Genomic DNA, 17,983 nt, shown 5'->3' on the forward strand with positions numbered 1-17,983 from the left:
TTCGAGATACGACAATAGCCGTTCTCAATGCCCTTGAAGCCGAATGCTCAGCAGATACACCATGTCCGCTTTCTGCGCATTGCAGTCATTGAGATATCGTGCACCATCGGTCGAAAGGGTTCGTTGCCACCTTTCGCTACTTTTAGCGTCAGTGACAGATGGCAGCGTAAACCGGACATTGGCACTGATTTCTGCAGATTCAACTGCGTGGGACAGGAGCTGCTATTGGTGCTGAAAGCATGAACGCAAGCTCCGAGCACTGCACCACGGCAAGATTGTAAGAAAGATATCGACCGCTAAAAGCAAGGCGGCCGAAACAGCGCTCTGACAGTAAGCGGGGTCACTGCTCATTTTCCTGCAATACGTGCCTAGCCCAAGGTGATGCCGGTGACGAACGAGTACGAGCTTTCGACCAGAGCGATGACGACATCCAGCTCTTCTGGTGTGGTCGGAGTATAAATCATGACAAATCCACTCCACCCGGGGCGTTGATTGGCCCAAGGGTGTGCCACGGCCCAGCCAGCCTCAATTGCCCTTCGCGCCAATGCTGGGTCGAGCGATGCGTGCAAGCTGCCATCAGGATGCATATGCGCAAACTCAAACCCACCGACGATAGAATTCGGTTGGGACAACAACATGTCGGGATCAAGCTGAAAGCCAATCGCGCCTGGCAGTGATATGCGTGTCGGGCCAAGTGTGACTCCTGGGAATTGCGCAACACGCTCCAGCAATAGGCTGGCCAAATCGGCATCAATTTCGACACCAATCTGAGTATGCGGTACGCCGCTTGTCGTTTCGGGACGGGGCGAGGAGCGCTCCGGGAAGATCGGCTCTTGCGCAAATACCAAAGCGCCCGTGACCGACGCTACTGCGACAACGGACAGTATTCGCAGATACACATTCATCTTATTGGTAACCCGTCAGAAGTTAAGAAAGAGCAATTCGTGTGGTATCAAAGCCCTTGCACACATCATTCAGCCTTTAACGCTTCGATATTGATCAAGAGCTCTATTTCGTCGCTCACCGCTGGTGCAAACGCCCCAAGTCCGAATTCAGACCGCACGATAGTCGCCGTGGCAGCCAGCCCCAAGGTCGGCGTGCCCTCTTTTTCGCCAAACGGGTATGGCGCTGACTTGTTAAGCGTTGTTTCCAGAACAACAGGTTTGGTGACGCCATTCATGGTCAGGTCGCCAGAAATATTCGCGGAATTGTCCCCGGTCACTTCAATGCTGGTTGAGGCGAATGTGACCACGTCACCGTCACTCGCGCTAAAAAAGTCATCGGACATGAAGTGTTGCAGACGGGCGTCCCAGCCCGTGATCATGGATTTTACAGGCATAGACACTGTGACAGATGACACAGACGGATCCTCTTCGTTGAACTCTATCTCACCGCTAAAACCTGAGAACATTCCAAATGTTTCTGAGAACCCGATGTGGTCGTAGCTGAACAATACCTGGCTGTGTCCAGGATCCAGCTCGTAGGTGCCACTCTCGGACAATGCGGTTGTTGCGCCCATCGATAAGAGTACCACCAGCGGGGTTGCTGCCACTTTGAACATTGATACGCTCCCATTTTGACAAGAGGTGTTCGCGGAATCGAGTATTGAGCTTTAGTTTTTTAGCTGGCCATGCTTATAGAACAATATGTTCTATAATGCAACAAGATGTTCTACAGGAGGGGTGATTGAAAGAGGATCCCAGGCTGATCGCCACACGACAGGCCGCACTTGATGCGGCGCAAAGGATACTAATGGATGAGGGCGTGCTGCACGTAACTCATGGCGCCGTTTCGAAGGCAACAGGCATTTCGCGCAGTACACTTTACAGGCATTGGCCAGATGCGCGTAGCCTGCGTGACGCAGCATTCAGGCGCATCGCGACACCGCCGAACATACCACCCAAAACCGATGGCCCGCTGCGATCTGACCTGCGCTGGTTACTCGGCGTACTGATGGGAGCCTTGAATGACACACCATGGGGCCAAATCGCGCCTCAGGTGGTCGCTGCTGCGTCCACCGACGAAGAAGCGCGGTTGGTGATCACTGAATTCATGAAAGACAGGTTCGCAAGTGTTGAAGCAGTATTTGCCGCCGCAGTAGGCCGCGGTGAGATTTCCACCAACGTTCCGGTCGACCAGCTCATAGAATTAGCAGTCGCTGCACCTTATTTCCGCAAGCTCATACGTCACGAGGCACTGGACGAAGAATGGTTGGATCGACATGTTGATCTGCTTTGCAGTTTAGCAAAAACCAATACGTGACATCAGCATGTCACCTGATCCAAACGTACCACTCCCCATAACGTTGATGTCTGCACCCTGATTTACCGCTGCCACTCATTCCCATTGCTAAATGAACGCCTATGAGTTCAGAACAAGGTTCTGGTGGATAGCTGGCCATCGGCTGATTCGTTGCCAGATGATCACCGTATGATACGGGCTGGTTTCGTGAAGACTGCGAAACTGATGCTGAGCGGTTGGACGTCCACAATGGAATTTTGCTGTCAGCATTATGGGAGGCAGCATTCGATATGGGTCTGGTGACGTTCAAGGACGACGGGACACATAGGTTTTCGAGTAAACTGTCCGCACCGGCAATGAGCTCGTCGTCCGGACATTCCAAGCGGATCTCTGGTCTAACTGCTGGGCACAAGTAGAATCCGATCGGGCATCGCGATCAGGGGTTCAATCCTTGAGAAACCAAAGTCTATCACTCGACATCCGCATAAGGCGATTTGCTCTCATTTCCCTGCACTTTTTCGCGAAACAATGCAGGCTAATGGGCAAGGCTATGTGGTTGCCTAGTCTTCGCATGCCCTACAATGTTGGTGGGCAACTCTCCAACCGAAAAGGAGCACCTATGTCTCGACTTTCAGAACGCAGAGACTTTGCCACCGAAGTCTGCGAAGAGGCTGGGCAACTTGCCAAGAAGCTCTTTGCAGATCGGGTCAATCTTATAGTTGATCAAAAAGGCGCTCAGGACTGGGTGAGCGAGGCGGATAGGAACGTCGAGACTTTCATTCGTCAAAGGATAGCGGAGGCGTGGCCCAACGATGGCGTATACGGTGAAGAGCATGGCGCGGTAGCGGGAGAGAGTGGCTTTGACTGGGTAATTGATCCAATTGATGGGACCACGAATTTCGTGAACGGTATTCCTGCATGGACCATTGTTCTGGCTGGTGTCACCGAGGGCCAAACGGAAATTGGTGTGATCCACGATCCAAACGTGGATGAAACCTTTGTCGCAACTCGCGGAGAAACTGCGACACTTAACGGATCACCGATAAGCGTCGCGTTAGGAGTGCCGTTGCAAGATGGAACAGTGGCTGTGGGATACTCGAACCGGATTGAGAGCCATCATGTCTTACCTGTTATCGAGGATCTGATCGAGCACGGGGCGATGTTTCACAGAAACGCCAGCGGAGCGCTTTCATTGGCTTACGTCGCTGCCGGGCGCCTTTTGGGTTACGTGGAGGAGCACATGAATGCATGGGATTGTCTGGCTGGGCAATTGCTGGTCTCGGAAGCGGGTGGCGTTGTCGAGGATCAGGACGCCGATGCGATGATCCGAGACGGCGGGCGCGTGATCGTGGGGACACCAGATGTGTTCGAGACGTTGCGTGAGATCGCAGAGAACGCTTGGAACGCTTAGCTCCTACGTCAAAGAGACCCAACATGAATCAGGCTTGAGCGTAGCTAAATCTGCCTGCCAGAAATGGCCTTGTGAGGGTTGGTCGTGCCTGCGGTCTATCGAACAATTCGAGAGTGCGCACCAAAGCAATGTGCCCACTGCTCCGTGCGTCACAATTGCAAGATCCCCGGCATCATGCGACCGGATAATCTTAGTGACTGTCCGATGAATGCGTATCTGTGCTTCGATCGCTGGTTCCCAACCGCGATAGCTACTTTCCGGCTGAGCAAAGAAAGCATCGGCCGCGGCTTCGAAATCTTTCAGCGGCAAGTAACCGGTTGCGCTGCGATCATTCTCACCAAGACCCAAGTTGCATTTCACGGATAGCTTTCGTGGTGCAGCAAGAATCTCGCCTGTTTCGCGGGCCTTCCGCTCGTCGCTGGTCCATATCTGAGTGACGCTGGACAAGATTCCACTGGATGCAAATTCAGTAGCGCGCTTACGGCCCACAGCATTCAAGCCCCACTCAGTTATCGGGACGGCCGGATCGATAGAGACCTCGGGGTGTGTGATGACAATGAGTTTCGGCATTTAATCCGGCAAAAGAACGGGCCCTTTGTCAGCAAAACCCATTCTGATTTCAGCGCCGGGATCAAGCGGCGCATCGACGTCATCGTGAACGGCAAAAACCTGACCGAATGCACCGATCAGCGTATATTCCATTCGAACGCCAACATAGGTCGCCTTCGCCACCTTGGCTGCTATGCCTTGGTCTGAGCCGATAACCAGACGTGAGGGTCGCACTGCAATGGTTGCGTTTCCTTCGGACAAACCGCGACGTGGCAGCGTGTGGCGGTAGCCTTCTATTTCTATCGTTGCCACGTCACCATTGATATCAACGATTTGGCAATCCAATAGGTTTGCCTCACCTATGAAATCGGCGACAAAACGATCGTTCGGGGCATCATAAAGCTGGCGCGGTGTGCCCATTTGGGCGATCGCCGCGTTGCGCATGACGACAATCTCATCCGAGACTGCCAGTGCTTCCTCCTGATCGTGGGTCACGTAAACAACTGTCAAACCAAGATCTTTCTGGATTGCCCGAATATCCTCTCGCACCTGACGGCGAAGCTTGGCATCGAGATTGGACAGCGGCTCGTCGAACAGCAGAACCTGCGGCTCAAGAACCAGCGCGCGGGCGACGGCAACACGTTGTTGTTGGCCCCCTGACAGTTCCGAGGGAAGACGGTTGTCGAACCCCTGAAGACCGACCAGTTCCAATCCATACATAGCGCGGCTGCGGGCTTCATCCTTTGCAAAGCCCGAGAATGTGAGGCCATACATCACGTTTTCCAGCACGCTCATGTGAGGGAAAAGCGCGTATGACTGGAAAACCATGGATACGTCACGGTCGGTGGCAGGCAATTTGGTCACGTCCCGATCACCAATTAGGATCTTGCCCGAGCTTGCCATTTCCAACCCGGCAATCATGCGCAAAGTCGTTGTTTTCCCACAGCCTGACGGACCAAGCAGTGTGACGAGTTTTCCTGCATCGACATGCAGGTTGATGTTGTCGACGGCGACGACGTCTTTACCGAATACTTTCGACACGTTCTCAAAGCGCACCGGGGCGGCCTTGGAACCGATTTTGGCGTCGGTCATCGCGATGCCTCCGTTCCGTGTTGCGTGCGCCGACCAATCTGGACCCGGCCAACGAGTAGTTGCAGTAAACCGACCGCTGCGAGCATCACAAAGATCAGCGTTGTCGAATAGGCGATCGCAAGGCCATAGTCGTTATTCTCGACCCGCCCGATAATGTAGCTGGTCGCCATGTCATATTCTGCGCTGACCAGAAATATGACAGCCGAGATCGCCGTCATGGCACGGACAAAACTGTAAACAAGCGCAGCAAGTATCGCAGGGCGCAATAGCGGCAGGATGACGCTTCGGAACGTCTGCCACGAGTTTGCACCAAGGGTCAGCGAGGATTCATCAAGGCTGCGGTCAAGCTGCGACATGCTCGCGATCCCCGCACGAACGCCAACCGGCATATTACGGAAGATAAAGCTGACAACGAGAATGACACCAGTACCCGTGATTTCAATTGGCGGAACGTTGAAGGCTAGGATGTAGCTGACGCCTATCACTGTTCCGGGGATAGCGAAGGACAACATTGTTCCAAATTCGAAAGCGTTCTTGCCTGCAAAACTTTGCCTGGTCAGCAGATAAGCGGTCACCAGACCTACGGCGGCAGTCAATGGGGCAGCAATGGCCGCGATCGTTATGGTGGTCCAGAAACTGTCCCAAGCGGCTCCGGTCCAGCGAATGCTATCTTCTTCGAAACGTACGGAGAATGCGGTGACATAGTGTTTGATAGTTAGCGAGTTATCGACACCCCACAACTCGACGACACTGCCGTAAATGATCATCGCATAAACAACAATTGTGAACAGCGCCCAGCCCAGAGCGATGAGTAGCACCGGAACTGAAAGGCCAGTTGGCATCAGAGGATGAACGCCGGCATCCCCTTTGCCGGTGACGGTTGTGTAGCTTTTCTTCCCCAGCCAGACACGCTGCGCATAAAAGGCGGAAAGAGTAAAGAACAGCAGCACCATGGCCAGAACCGCGGCCCTGCCTTGATCGTATTGAGCACCAACGATTGCGAAGAATATCTCGGTCGACAGCACGTCGAAATTTCCGCCCAATACAAGCGGGTTTCCGAAATCAGCCATGCTTTCGATGAAGCCCAGAAGAAATGCGTTCGCAAGACCCGGTCGCATCAGGGGCAAGGAAACCGTCTTGAATGTCTGCCATCTGCTGGCGCGGAGCGTCTGCGCCGCTTCTTCCATCGATGGCGAGACGCCTTCAACCACGCCGATCAGAACAAGAAATGCAATTGGCGTAAACGCGAGTGTCTGCGCGATCAGGATGCCCGGCATTCCATAAAGCCAGCGTGTCGGCTGCGTGCCGAACATTTCGGCAAAAAAACGGGTGACAGACCCGGACAGGCCAAAAAGCAGGATCAGAGCCAGGCCGATCACGAATGGCGGGGTAATAATTGGCAGTACGGTCAAGGCCCGCAATGCGCGCTTGTAGCGAAAGCCCGAGCGCGTCACGACCAACGCGAAGCACAGACCCAGGACCGTGGTGATGACGCCGACAAGGATGGCGAGGAACAGTGAATTCCAGGCGGCACCGCAGCGCGCGCCCTTAAAGCACCCCAGACCCCACAGTCGATCATCAAAAAACTTTGAGAAGAAAACCGCGATGGAATACGCACCGTCTTCGGTGATGAAGGCTGCGAAAAGCATCTTGGCGATGGGGAAAAAGACAAACGCGGTGACAATTGTAATTACGCCACCGATAGCGCTGACAACAAAGACATCACCGTTAATGGCACCCCTTGCCGCGATCCCCTGAGTAAGCAGGAACAGAAAGCTCGAGGCACATATCATTGCACCATAGCCCATGCCGAACTGGCGATCGCCAAGTTCGCCAAACATCGCCTCCAACCAATCGAAGTTGAAGCCCCTGATACCGATGCTGAATCCCTGAGCGATCAGCCAGCCAAAGCCGAGCGCTCCGGACAGGATCAGCATGCGGGCATAAAGCGGGTCAGATTTGGTGCGCTTCAACACCAGAAGCGGGAGGGCGAGAGCGATTAGAAGCGGAGCGAGCCAAAGCTTTTCGCCCTGTCCGATCAGAAACGCAGCGGGGGCATAATCCTCATCGAACGGGTAGCCATCCAATAGCCACTCAAACGACCACAGGCCGCCGTCAACCATGTACCAGGGCAGTAGGCAGAATCCGACCCACCCGGCGATGATCCAAAAGATCAGGACCGGATGGGACGTTTTTGAAGTTTGGTCAGTCATTTACTGCGGCAGCGTCGAAACCTCTTCGTCCCATTTCTGCAGCAGACGCTTACGTTCGTCTGAGGAACCATACTTCTTGAAGTCATAGTCAATCAGCTTGATCTGACTCATGTCAGGCGCGCTTTCCGAAGTTTCCGCGCCCTTGTTCGATGGCACCTGAAACGCGTTGACTTGAAGGGCAAGGTTCTGAGCTTCGGGCGACAGGGCCCAGTCATAGAACTTCTTCGCCTCTTCTTCGTTGCGCGCTCCGTCAATAATCGACATTGAGCCAATTTCGTACCCGGTGCCTTCACAGGGTGCGACGACCTTGATCGGGAACCCGGAAACGGCCTGCTTCACGGCGTCATGCATGAAGACGATACCAATTGTGTTCTCGCCACGACCAGCGGCCTTGATCGGCGCCGAGCCTGACTTGGTATATTGGTTGATGTTCGAATGCAGGCCCTTCATGAACTCAAAGCCTTCATCCTCACCGAAAATCTGCACCATTGAGGCCAGCGTCGTATAGGCCGTGCCTGACGAGTTCGGGTTGGCCATCTGAACGTGCCCTTTGTATTCGGGCTTCAACAGGTCTTTCCAGCAGGCAGGTTCGGGCAGGTTGTTTGCCGCCACAAGATCGGCGTTGTAGCCATATCCAAGCGCGCCCGAATAGATGCCAATCGTCCTATTGCCAGCACTCTCGGCCTGAGAAATCGCCCAATCATGAAGCTGGTCGCGCATTGGCGATATATATTCCATTGTCAGACCTTCTTCAGCGGCCTGCAAATGCGGATCACCCGTGCCGCCCCACCAGACGTCTCCTTTCGGGTTCGAGCTTTCGGCGCGGATTTGTGCAAAGGTCTCGCCTGACGATTTTCGCGTCATGTTGACGTCGATACCGGTCGCGTCTTCAAAGCTGCGCGCCATGAGTTGGCACCAATCTTCTTGCGCCGAACAATAGAGGGTCAGCTTCTCGGCCTGTGCTGCCGACAGTGACGCGGCAAGGGCAATCAGTGATCCGACTGCAGTGGATGTCAATTTTCTCATCTTTTCCTCCCTTTTGTGCTTAATGCATCCCGGCTTCCCGGTCTCTTATGTCTTTCCTCACGCAGCTTTTCGAAGCTTCTTCACGACAGATTTGACTTCTTGATCGTCGGTTAGATTCTTCAGCAATTGTGACAGGTCTCTTTCTTCGACCAGCTTTGCGGCTTTTGCCGGCGAAAACCAGTGACGCGTCCGCTCACCTTCTTCCTTCCAGCGTCGCTGCAGCTTTTCAACGACCATTGGATAAAGGGTGACGCGGCAACGAACGCTGCTTCGGCCTTCGTACCGCTTGTCGTAGAAAAAATGGCCGATTGACCGTTTCGAGATCGTACCGACTGCGCCCGCTTCTTCCTGAGCTTCTATTTCAGCGGCATGCCATGGCTTTTTGCCGTCCATCAGCCATCCCTTTGGGATAACCCAACGGCCAGTATCTCGTGAAGTGACCATCAAAACACGCAACTTACCAGCCTTGTCCCAGCGCATCGGAAGCGCCGCAATCTGATCTGCCGTTTCGCCGTCGCTCATACTGTCTCTCAATGCCACATGATCAAATCCCAAAGGGAAACTGTCTTATTCGCAACTTGGCTGGTTAAGACGTCCCTTCGATTTTCATTCTGAATTTGATCAGTCTGTGCATCTTTACTCTGTGCTTTGAAATATTTGGAACTTCTCGAACTCTCACAACCTTTCGTGGGTTATGCAACATAAATTATTGCAAAATGTCCGAAAGCCCACAAAAGTAGATTTCGAAACCTAGTCGGGTCGCCGGATGTCCAAAACCAAAACGCGCGGTAAAATGCCTGAGAAGAACCAAAGTCGGGTCAAGAAGTCCGACCGGCGCCAACAGATATTGTTGGAGTTGAAGCTGCGCCCGCACGTTCGCATCAACGAACTCGCACAACGGTTCAACGTCTCTAACGAGACGGTACGTAGGGATTTCGATGCCCTGTCGAATGACGGCTTGATCGCGCGCGCGCATGGGGGGGCATCAGCCCCTGCGCAAGGGCACTATCCGGGTTTGGATGAACGGACAAACGCGCAGGTTGAGGAACGCGAGCGGATAGGTGTTACGGCGGCAGAACTGATCCGGGCCGGTGAAACGGTTATGATCGATTCCGGCTCGACCACTATCGAGATGGCGCGTGCGCTGGCTTATCTCGACACTCATTGCACGGTGATCACCAATTCAATTCCCGTTGCGATGACCCTCGGCCATGGGGCTGCGCAGGTCCTGTTGTGCCCGGGGGAGTATCTGGCAACTGAATCTGCAACGATCGGAACAGAAACGCTGGAATTTCTGTCCCGTTTCAACGTCGACAGGTGCATGATCGGGTCTTCGGGCTTCTCAACCGAAGGTCCGTCAGAGACAGTGCGGGGTTTTGCTGCAGTAAAGAGGATGATGCTGACGCGTGCCGAAAAGCGGCATCTTCTTATTGATTCCGGGAAGTTCGGCCGCAAGGGTCTGTCCCAAGTGGGAGATATCAACGGCCTGGATTCCATAGTTACCGACAAGAAACCAACAGGAGAATTGCGTAACGCTATTGAGGGCGCCGAGGTCGATGTTCTCGTCGCCGGGTAGGCAAGACATGATTCATTAACAGCGGATCGATAGAGGACCGCGAATGACTGGGAGGAAAATATGAAGATCGATATCAAACTGTTGATTGGGGCATCCGCAATCGCGCTCATGTCGCTGAGCGGGACGGCGTCGGCACAGGATTGTCCGCGCGGTGACCTGGACGAGCGTTTTTGTGACGCAGATGGGGATTTGATTGCGGATATCCCCACTGATCCCTCTGAACAAATTGATCCTGACACCCTGATTTTTGCATATACGCCGGTTGAAGATCCCGCCGTATACAAAACCGCCTGGTCTGATTTTCTTGACCATTTGAAAGCGGAAACCGGCAAGGATGTTGTCTTCTTTCCGGTTCAGAACAATGCGGCTCAGATCGAAGCGATGCGTTCAGGGCGTCTGCATATTGCGGGCTTCAACACCGGCTCTAACCCACTGGCGGTAAACTGCGCCGGGTTCCGGCCATTCACGATCATGGCTTCGAAAGACGGCAATTTCGGTTATGAGATGGAAATCATCACTTATCCGGGTTCGGGCATCGAAAAGGTCGAGGACATCAAGGGCAAGCAACTGGCCTTCACCTCACCCACATCCAACTCAGGCTTCAAAGCGCCCTCGGCAATCTTGAAAAGCGACTTTGATCTTTTGCCCGAACGGGATTTCGAACCTGTCTATTCGGGCAAGCACGACAACTCGATCCTGGGTGTTGCCAACAAGGATTACCTGGCGGCCTCGATCGCGAACTCGGTAAAATCGCGGATGATCTTGCGTGATGTGATCAAGGAAGATGATGTCGTAACGATCTACAAGTCGCAGACCTTTCCAACCACCGGGTTTGGTACCGTCTACAACCTGACGCCCGAGTTACAAGAGAAGATCCGCAATGCCTTCTTCAACTTTGACTGGGACGGCACGACCCTGGAAGCTGAGTTCTCGAAATCGAACGAAGGCCAGTTCCTTGAGATGACCTATCAGGAATTCTGGGATGTCATCCGTAAGATTGACGCAGCAAATGGCGTCTCCTACGCCTGCCAGTGATCTTTGGCTAATTCGGCGGGCCTGAAAGGGCCCGCTATTCACCCTAATCTGGGGCATTTTATGCTGCGTCTTCAAAAGCTGACGAAAACATACAAAACCGGAGATCAGGCTCTGAAGGCCATTGATCTTGAGGTTCCAAAAGGACAGGTTCTTGCGTTGATTGGGCCCTCGGGGGCAGGCAAATCGACCATGATCCGCTGCATTAACCGGTTGGTTGAACCCACAAGCGGTGGCGTCCTTCTGGATGACGTGGACCTGACCAAACTCGGATCGGGCGCCTTGCGGAAAGCGCGCCGCGAAATGGGCATGATCTTTCAGGAATATGCCTTGGTCGAACGCCTCACGGTGATGGAAAACGTGTTGTCGGGACGGCTGGGATATGTGGGGTTCTGGCGCAGCTTTCTGCGGCGGTATCCGCAATCGGATGTCGACGAGGCCTTCCGCCTGCTTGATCGGGTGGGGCTTTTGCACATGGCGGATAAACGAGCGGATGAACTGTCGGGTGGTCAACGCCAAAGAGTCGGCATCTGCCGCGCCTTGATTCAAAATCCCAAACTGTTGCTGGTCGATGAGCCGACCGCGTCGCTGGATCCAAAGACCAGTCGCCAGATTATGCGCCTGATCACCGAGCTATGTCAGGAACGCGGACTGGCGGCCATTATCAATATCCATGATGTGGCGCTTGCCCAAATGTTCGTTCCGCGCGTCGTGGGCCTCCGCTTTGGCGAAATCGTTTATGATGGTCTTCCAACAGGTCTTACCCCCGAGAAGCTGACCGAAATCTATGGGGAAGAGGACTGGGAAGCGACCATCGAAAAAGTCGACGAAGATGAAGATGTCGAGGCTGCGGAATGAGCCATCGAGAATTAGACGACATGTTGGGAAAGGGTTGGCGTAAGCCTGCCTTTGTCAAAAACCCCTTGCTCCGCTGGGCATTGTTGCTGGGTTTTTTCGCCTACCTGATCGCGGCTTTCATGACAATCGAAGTTGATTGGGGCCGGGTCTATGAAGGACTGGACCGGGGGTGGGCATTTGTACTTGCGTTTACCAGCCCGGACTTCATTTCACGGTGGTCGGATATTTGGAGTGGCCTTCTGGAAAGTGTCATAATGACCGTGGCCGCGTCGGTCGTGGGCATCCTGATTTCGATCCCGATTGGATTGGGAGCGGCCCGCAATATCGCCCCACTGCCAATCTACATAATTTGCCGGGGCATTGTCGCGATAAGCCGGGCATTGCAAGAGATCATCGTCGCCATTTTGCTGGTGGCTATCTTCGGCTTTGGTCCGCTGGCAGGGTTTCTTACGCTTTCCTTCGCGACCATTGGGTTTCTCTCCAAACTTCTGGCCGAAGATATCGAAGCCATGGACAAGGTTCAGGCCGAGGCGATCAAGGCCTCCGGGGCACGCTGGCCACAATGGATCAACTATGGAGTTCAGCCGCAGGTGATGCCACGACTTGTGGGGCTTTCGATGTATCGCATCGACATTAATTTCCGGGAAAGCGCAATTCTTGGCCTCGTGGGGGCTGGCGGTATCGGTGCAACGTTGAACACAGCGTTTGATCGCTATGAATACGACACGGCAGCAGCCATTCTGATCCTCATCATCGGGATCGTCATGGCACTTGAATACCTTTCGGGAATTATTCGGGCGAGGGTTCAGTAATGCCGGTGCTTGAACGCGATGATGCGCAAATCTGGCGCAGGCGGACAACGGGTCAGAGCCTGGTGCGATGGTTCGGCTGGCTGCTGGGCGTGGCGGTCTTTGTTTACTGTTGGCAGCTGATTTCGGAATCCACGACCTGGTTTTTCGTCTGGGACGCGCCCCGTATCGCCAACGATATCTGGACCCGTGCAACGCCTCCCAAATGGGACTACATCACCCAACTGGGCCGCCCGATTTGGGATACTCTGAACATCGCTACCCTGGGTACAATCATCGCCCTGTGCATGGCGGTGCCGGTTGCCTTCTTGGCGGCCCGCAATACCACGCCATCTGCTCTTTTCATTCGACCCATCGCCCTGTTGATCATTGTCTCGACCCGCTCAATCAACTCGTTGATCTGGGCGCTTCTGCTAATCGCGATTATTGGTCCGGGTGTCTTTGCTGGTGTCATAGCAATCGCCATCCGTTCAATCGGGTTCTGTGCAAAGCTTCTTTATGAAGCAATCGAGGAAATTGATCACACTCAGGTCGAAGCCATCACGGCAACCGGAGCATCGCGTTGGCAGGTCATGGCTTACGGAATCGTTCCCCAAATTCTACCCGCTTTTGCAGGCATTGCTGTCTTCCGTTGGGATATCAACATCCGCGAATCCACAGTGCTTGGACTAGTCGGAGCCGGCGGCATCGGGTTGCAATTGTCTGCTTCGCTCAACGTTCTGGCTTGGCCACAGGTCAGCCTGATCCTGATTGTAATTCTTGTCGCGGTCATGATCAGTGAATGGGTTTCGGCGAAAGTACGAGGGGCCATCATTTGACCGGTTTCTCTGCGCAAGAGGCTTTTGAAGCCTACGAGGCGGTACGACACCGCCTTCCGAAAACCAGCACAACAGAAGTGAACTATCGTCAGGTCGAGACGCTAGAGGATATCGCTCCTGAGTTCGACGTGTTCCTCCTCGATGCTTTCGGAGTTCTTAATATTGGCGATACGGCGATCCCGGAGACACCAGATCGGGTCAAGTCACTGCAAGCCGCCGGCAAGCGTGTTCTGGTCGTGTCGAATGCCGCGGGGTTTCCCCACGCAACTCTTTTGGAGAAATATACCAGGCTTGGCTATGACTTCGCACCACGGGATGTGATCACTAGCCGGGCCACATTGTTGTCTGAGCTAAACGGCCAAAGTGAATTGCACTGGGGATTGATGGCAACCCCCAGCGCTGGTCTTCGAGATTTGGAGGGGCTGAAGCTATCCTACCTGGAAGATGACCCGACGCCCTACGAAACCGTCGACGGGTTTCTGATGATCGGGTCGGCAGTCTGGACCGAAGCGCGTCAGGCCATGTTGGAGGCCGCCTTGCTGGAGCGTCCCCGTCCGGTAATGGTCGGAAACCCCGATATTGTCGCTCCTCGTGAATACGGTTTTTCCCAAGAGCCCGGCCTTTTTGCGCACCGGCTGGCAGATCGGACAGGTGTCGTCCCTCAGTTCTTTGGCAAGCCTTTCGCCAACATCTATGACCTTGCGTTCCAACGCCTCGGGCACATAGACAAGTCCTGCGTTCTGATGGTTGGTGACAGCCTGCACACCGACGTTCTGGGCGCACGAAATGCAGGCATAGCTTCCGCACTCATCTCTGGATTCGGGTTCTTTGCAGGGCATGATGTTGAAGCAGCAATCACGAAGGCGGGGATAGTACCGAACTTTGTTGTAAGTCGGCCTTGATATTAGGGTGTTCCGCTTAGATACGCCTTTCCGCTAACTCGAGTGTCGGGTGAATCTGCGTTGAGAACATGCCGACCATGTGAACGAAGCGCCGTGTGTGAACGGCAGCTTTGGAGAACCCTCCGCAACAACTTACATCTAAACTTACGTTCGGATTTAGCCGCACTCCGAACTTTGCAAAGCCCGCTTTCTGCGCATTACGGTCATTGGGGCACCGTGCAGCACTGATCAAAGAGGGCTCAACATTGCCGTTCTCTGCGGTCTGCGTTGTTGGCCGGTCGCAGCCCTAAGCGGACCTTCAAAATACAAAGAACGATTGAAGTCCTAACAAGAGAGAGCATCACTTTGCTTGATCAAAGAGACTGATAACGCGAAAAATCTGCACAGGGCTACCGATGCCCTTCAGTTCCCGTTCCCCCAGTTCTTCGGTCTCCACATGTTGTTCAATGTCTAGAAGCGCCCGTTGGTTCAAAAGGATCTGCCCGTCGCTGGCAAAGTCGCAAAGCCTGGATGCGGTGTTCACAACTCCACCAATTGCGGTGTAGTCGGCGCGACCATGAAACCCGATAAGCCCAAGCGTCGCGTAACCACTACTGATCCCAATACCCAAACCCATCGCGTGCCCGAGTTTCTGCCATGGTGCTCGTATTCCCTCGAAGGCTTCGCTTATTTCTTTAGCCAGCCGCACGGCTTGCAGAACGGGCTGATCGCAGGGAACCGGATCATTGAAGAACACCATCAATCCGTCTCCAGCTCGGTATCCGATTGTTCCCTTGTGCTGGGCAACTAAATGACCGACTTCATCGTGGAAATGCTGGAGAAGGGTGATGACATCTTCTGGCTCAATCGCCTCGGAAATCGCCGTGAAATTGCGGATGTCGCAGAATAGGCAAGCGATGTATTGACGATGAGTTTTAAGAAGCTCGTCAGAGTTTTCTTCTACGACAAGCTCCGCAACCTGAGGAGCAAGGAATTGTTTGAGTCGTGCCAGCCTGTCAATCTCGCCTTCCTGGCGCTTTACCTTCTCGGTCAGTCTTTCGTTCAATGCCTCTATTTCATGTGTCTGGTTGCGAACCGTGTGGTTCAAAGCATCGAGTATATAGTTCTGGTTTAGCAAAGCCGCGATCACCAAAAGCACATAGGCGAGCGCTTCGACACGTTCGTCATAGCCGAAGTACAGCGTGACAATCAGGATGACGGCAGCAATCCCTCCGAGGACGAGTGGAAGCTCCTTGGCATGCCGTTTCCGGTCTCTCCATAAGAAACTAACCGCCAATAATGCAAACACCCACATGAGCACCGCTTGCACATGAGGATTTATGGTAAGCGCTTCATAACCAACCAAATAGGTCAGTAGAATCCCGGAATAGCACGTGGCCAAAGAAGCCAGAGCAGCCAAGACAGCTCCGATCCCGATTGGCATCGAAATTCTGAACTCCTCTGTTGCCAAGCCGATACCGTCGTCCACGGCACGCGGCGAAGGTTCCGCGGCAGAGTCATTTCTGTGTTCGGGATCAGACATGGTCCTCGTTTGCGCTTGGCTGCTGGTAGAGTACGTTCGAATTGAGGTTGCGTCAAAATCACATACCTGCGTGGGGCAGTTGAGGGTTTCACCAAATCAACAACAACAAGCGAAACAACCTCAAGCTTCACAGAACAAACTTGCACTCACCCGTCTCGGCGTAGTCACCTAGGATACGGGGATGGAGGAAGCCTATGGCGCAATGGAAATTTGTGGTTTGTGTTTGGTGTGCGCTGACTCTTGTTGCTTGCGCTCCAAAAACTCGCACCTATGAAAAGACGGTATCGGCCTCACTTCCGGCAAACTCGCGCACAGCTCTTAGTCAGGCAGCCAACCGGCTTGGCGATCCCAAAGACGGTCGGTCGGGGGTCAAGCTGATTAGTGATGGCGAAGAAGCGCTTGTTTCACGTTTGCTGTTAGCGGCTGCGGCTGAGCAAACGATAGACGCGCAATACTACCTTCTGCACAACGACCCAACGGGCCACCTTTTTGCAGCCAGTCTTTTGCAGGCGGCAGATCGGGGTGTTCGCATCCGATTGCTACTGGATGACATGGATACGTCCAGTTATGACGCGATGACGGCCGCGTTGGACAATCACAAAAATATTGAGATCAGGTTGTTCAATCCATTTTGGCGAGATCAAAGCCTGTTGATCGCAGGTTTGACAGATTTCAAGCGCATCAATCGCCGAATGCACAACAAATCCATGACCGCCGACAATGTGTTCACGATTGTGGGTGGGAGAAACATCGGCGCCGAGTATTTTCTCGCACGGGAAGAAATGAACTACGCTGATCTGGATGTGCTGGCCGCAGGCCCCGTTGCACGGGAGGTGTCGCGTAGCTTTGACTCTTACTGGAACAGCGAGTTTGCCGTGCCGGCCAGCGTTGTCGTTGGCGAACCCGAAGAACTTGACCTTAGCGACGCGCGAACCAGGTTGAATGAACTGGTCGAAGAGGCGAAGCAAACCCAGTACGGTGCGGCCCTCAGAAAGTCAGCACGAGAGAACTTTGCAGATGGGTCCTTATCATTGGATTGGCTGTCTGCGAAACTGTATGCTGATCCGCCTTCAAAAGCCGCCGGTCTCGAGAACTCAGGTCCCGTTCTGGCATCTCAATTGCTTCCGTACTTTGAGAATGCCAGCCGTGAGGTAAACATCGTCTCCGCCTATTTCGTGCCGCGCAACAAGGGTGTGAAATGGCTGACCGAACTCGAGAACCATGGGGTCGAAGTAAAGGTTGTAACCAATTCACTTGCATCTAACGACGTCGCACCCGTTTACGCGCACTACGCCAAGAAACGCCGAGCACTTCTACGCGGCGGGGTAGAACTCTATGAGCTGCGACCCGACGCCTATAAGGTCCAACGCCGCGGTATCAATTGGGCGCAATCGAGGTCAGGTCTACATTCCAAGGCGTTTGCAGTTGATGACCGTTACTTGTTCGTAGGGTCGTTCAACTGGGACCCGCGATCTGTCAACATCAACACCGAGATGGGAATTCTGATTGACTCGCCAGCATTGGCTACACAGGCCATGGGCGCCTTGGACGACGCGCTGCCCGCATACACATATAACGTGACGCTCGAGAAAGCTGGTCAGCTTAAATGGACGACAAGAGGCGATGATGGCACTGTAATTGAGTACCAATCCGAGCCGACGGGATCGGCCTGGGATCACATAGTTTCTGGATTTCTAAGTATTTTACCAATTGGTTCGCAGCTTTAGGTTTTTTGGCAGATAGCCGACGCTGCCAGAGAACTCCGGCCTGTAAAACGGCAGCCTTGGGTAGAATACGCCTGTTGATCGTTTCCAGCCTATCATTTGGTTTGCCCGAAAGCTAGAATTTTGCAAAGTTCTCAATCTGCGGTTTCGCTTTCAAGGGCGGATTTAGATCGCATCGGGGTCATGGTTCTCTCTGGGGTCGAACGAGCC

17 protein-coding genes and 1 pseudogene are annotated in these 17,983 nt (G+C 53.8%); 10 read left to right on the forward strand and 8 right to left on the reverse strand.

Annotated features, from left to right (window positions below; all coding sequences use genetic code 11):
- Positions 1-368: 368 nt before the first annotated feature.
- Together ACR0K9_RS20855 and ACR0K9_RS20860 are read right to left on the reverse strand one after the other, a co-directional pair.
- Positions 369-905, reverse strand: a complete 537-nt coding sequence (locus tag ACR0K9_RS20855; RefSeq protein WP_480825966.1) for a luciferase domain-containing protein — start codon at positions 903-905, stop codon at positions 369-371.
- A gap of 65 nt (positions 906-970) precedes the next feature.
- The gene (locus tag ACR0K9_RS20860) at positions 971-1,561 is read right to left on the reverse strand and encodes a YceI family protein (RefSeq protein WP_480825968.1); all 591 of its coding nucleotides are present in this window, start codon (positions 1,559-1,561) and stop codon (positions 971-973) included.
- A gap of 125 nt (positions 1,562-1,686) precedes the next feature.
- On the opposite strand from ACR0K9_RS20860, the gene ACR0K9_RS20865 reads away from it, so the two are divergent.
- From ACR0K9_RS20865 to ACR0K9_RS20875, 3 genes and pseudogenes are all read left to right on the forward strand, one after another.
- Complete coding sequence (locus tag ACR0K9_RS20865) at positions 1,687-2,262, forward strand: TetR/AcrR family transcriptional regulator (RefSeq protein ID WP_480825970.1); 576 nt, start codon at positions 1,687-1,689, stop codon at positions 2,260-2,262.
- A 209-nt stretch (positions 2,263-2,471) separates the two neighbouring features.
- Positions 2,472-2,657, forward strand: a pseudogene (locus ACR0K9_RS20870) (hypothetical protein); the annotation flags it as partial.
- Between the two features lie 203 nt (positions 2,658-2,860).
- Positions 2,861-3,652, forward strand: a complete 792-nt coding sequence (locus ACR0K9_RS20875; RefSeq protein ID WP_480825972.1) for an inositol monophosphatase family protein — start codon at positions 2,861-2,863, stop codon at positions 3,650-3,652.
- Between the two features lie 3 nt (positions 3,653-3,655).
- Here the strand turns inward: ACR0K9_RS20875 and ACR0K9_RS20880 are convergent, their stop codons facing one another.
- Genes ACR0K9_RS20880 through ACR0K9_RS20900 form a run of 5 tightly spaced genes read right to left on the reverse strand, consistent with a single transcriptional unit; the run spans position 3,656 to position 9,054 of the window.
- Complete coding sequence (locus ACR0K9_RS20880) at positions 3,656-4,222, reverse strand: histidine phosphatase family protein (RefSeq protein ID WP_480825974.1); 567 nt, start codon at positions 4,220-4,222, stop codon at positions 3,656-3,658.
- Positions 4,223-5,293: an ABC transporter ATP-binding protein gene (locus tag ACR0K9_RS20885; protein WP_480825976.1), complete on the reverse strand. Its 1,071-nt coding sequence runs from the start codon at positions 5,291-5,293 to the stop codon at positions 4,223-4,225.
- Complete coding sequence (locus ACR0K9_RS20890) at positions 5,290-7,506, reverse strand: ABC transporter permease (RefSeq protein WP_480825978.1); 2,217 nt, start codon at positions 7,504-7,506, stop codon at positions 5,290-5,292. The genes ACR0K9_RS20885 and ACR0K9_RS20890 overlap by 4 nt, the downstream gene beginning before the upstream one ends.
- A complete protein-coding gene (locus ACR0K9_RS20895; RefSeq protein WP_480536582.1) occupies positions 7,507-8,532 on the reverse strand; it encodes an ABC transporter substrate-binding protein in 1,026 nt (341 codons plus the stop codon). It abuts the gene before it with no gap.
- 57 nt (positions 8,533-8,589) lie between these two features.
- Entirely contained in the window at positions 8,590-9,054 is a 465-nt protein-coding gene (locus tag ACR0K9_RS20900) for an NUDIX hydrolase (RefSeq protein WP_480536580.1), read from the reverse strand.
- A 328-nt stretch (positions 9,055-9,382) separates the two neighbouring features.
- Between ACR0K9_RS20900 and ACR0K9_RS20905 the strand changes: the two genes are divergently transcribed.
- The 6 genes from ACR0K9_RS20905 to ACR0K9_RS20930 are packed head-to-tail and all read left to right on the forward strand — an operon-like array spanning position 9,383 to position 14,527.
- The gene (locus ACR0K9_RS20905) at positions 9,383-10,108 is read left to right on the forward strand and encodes a DeoR/GlpR family DNA-binding transcription regulator (protein WP_480825980.1); all 726 of its coding nucleotides are present in this window, start codon (positions 9,383-9,385) and stop codon (positions 10,106-10,108) included.
- 60 nt (positions 10,109-10,168) lie between these two features.
- A complete protein-coding gene (gene phnD, locus ACR0K9_RS20910; protein ID WP_480469231.1) occupies positions 10,169-11,143 on the forward strand; it encodes a phosphate/phosphite/phosphonate ABC transporter substrate-binding protein in 975 nt (324 codons plus the stop codon).
- Positions 11,144-11,203: 60 nt separating this feature from the next.
- Entirely contained in the window at positions 11,204-11,998 is a 795-nt protein-coding gene (phnC, locus tag ACR0K9_RS20915; RefSeq protein ID WP_170352080.1) for a phosphonate ABC transporter ATP-binding protein, read from the forward strand.
- Positions 11,995-12,810, forward strand: a complete 816-nt coding sequence (phnE, locus tag ACR0K9_RS20920; protein ID WP_480825982.1) for a phosphonate ABC transporter, permease protein PhnE — start codon at positions 11,995-11,997, stop codon at positions 12,808-12,810. Before phnC ends, phnE (ACR0K9_RS20920) begins: the two co-directional genes overlap by 4 nt.
- Positions 12,810-13,625, forward strand: coding sequence for a phosphonate ABC transporter, permease protein PhnE (gene phnE, locus ACR0K9_RS20925; RefSeq protein ID WP_480536574.1), 816 nt, complete (start codon positions 12,810-12,812; stop codon positions 13,623-13,625). Before phnE (ACR0K9_RS20920) ends, phnE (ACR0K9_RS20925) begins: the two co-directional genes overlap by 1 nt.
- Positions 13,589-14,527, forward strand: a complete 939-nt coding sequence (locus ACR0K9_RS20930) for an HAD-IIA family hydrolase (RefSeq protein ID WP_480825984.1) — start codon at positions 13,589-13,591, stop codon at positions 14,525-14,527. Before phnE (ACR0K9_RS20925) ends, ACR0K9_RS20930 begins: the two co-directional genes overlap by 37 nt.
- Before the next feature lie 340 nt (positions 14,528-14,867).
- Here ACR0K9_RS20930 and ACR0K9_RS20935 read toward each other — a convergent pair whose 3' ends face one another.
- Positions 14,868-16,049: an adenylate/guanylate cyclase domain-containing protein gene (locus ACR0K9_RS20935; protein ID WP_480825986.1), complete on the reverse strand. Its 1,182-nt coding sequence runs from the start codon at positions 16,047-16,049 to the stop codon at positions 14,868-14,870.
- Between the two features lie 194 nt (positions 16,050-16,243).
- On the opposite strand from ACR0K9_RS20935, the gene ACR0K9_RS20940 reads away from it, so the two are divergent.
- The gene (locus tag ACR0K9_RS20940) at positions 16,244-17,776 is read left to right on the forward strand and encodes a phospholipase D family protein (RefSeq protein ID WP_480825988.1); all 1,533 of its coding nucleotides are present in this window, start codon (positions 16,244-16,246) and stop codon (positions 17,774-17,776) included.
- The last annotated feature ends 207 nt before the right edge of the window (positions 17,777-17,983 follow it).

Source organism: Ruegeria sp. L12, assembly GCF_056531745.1.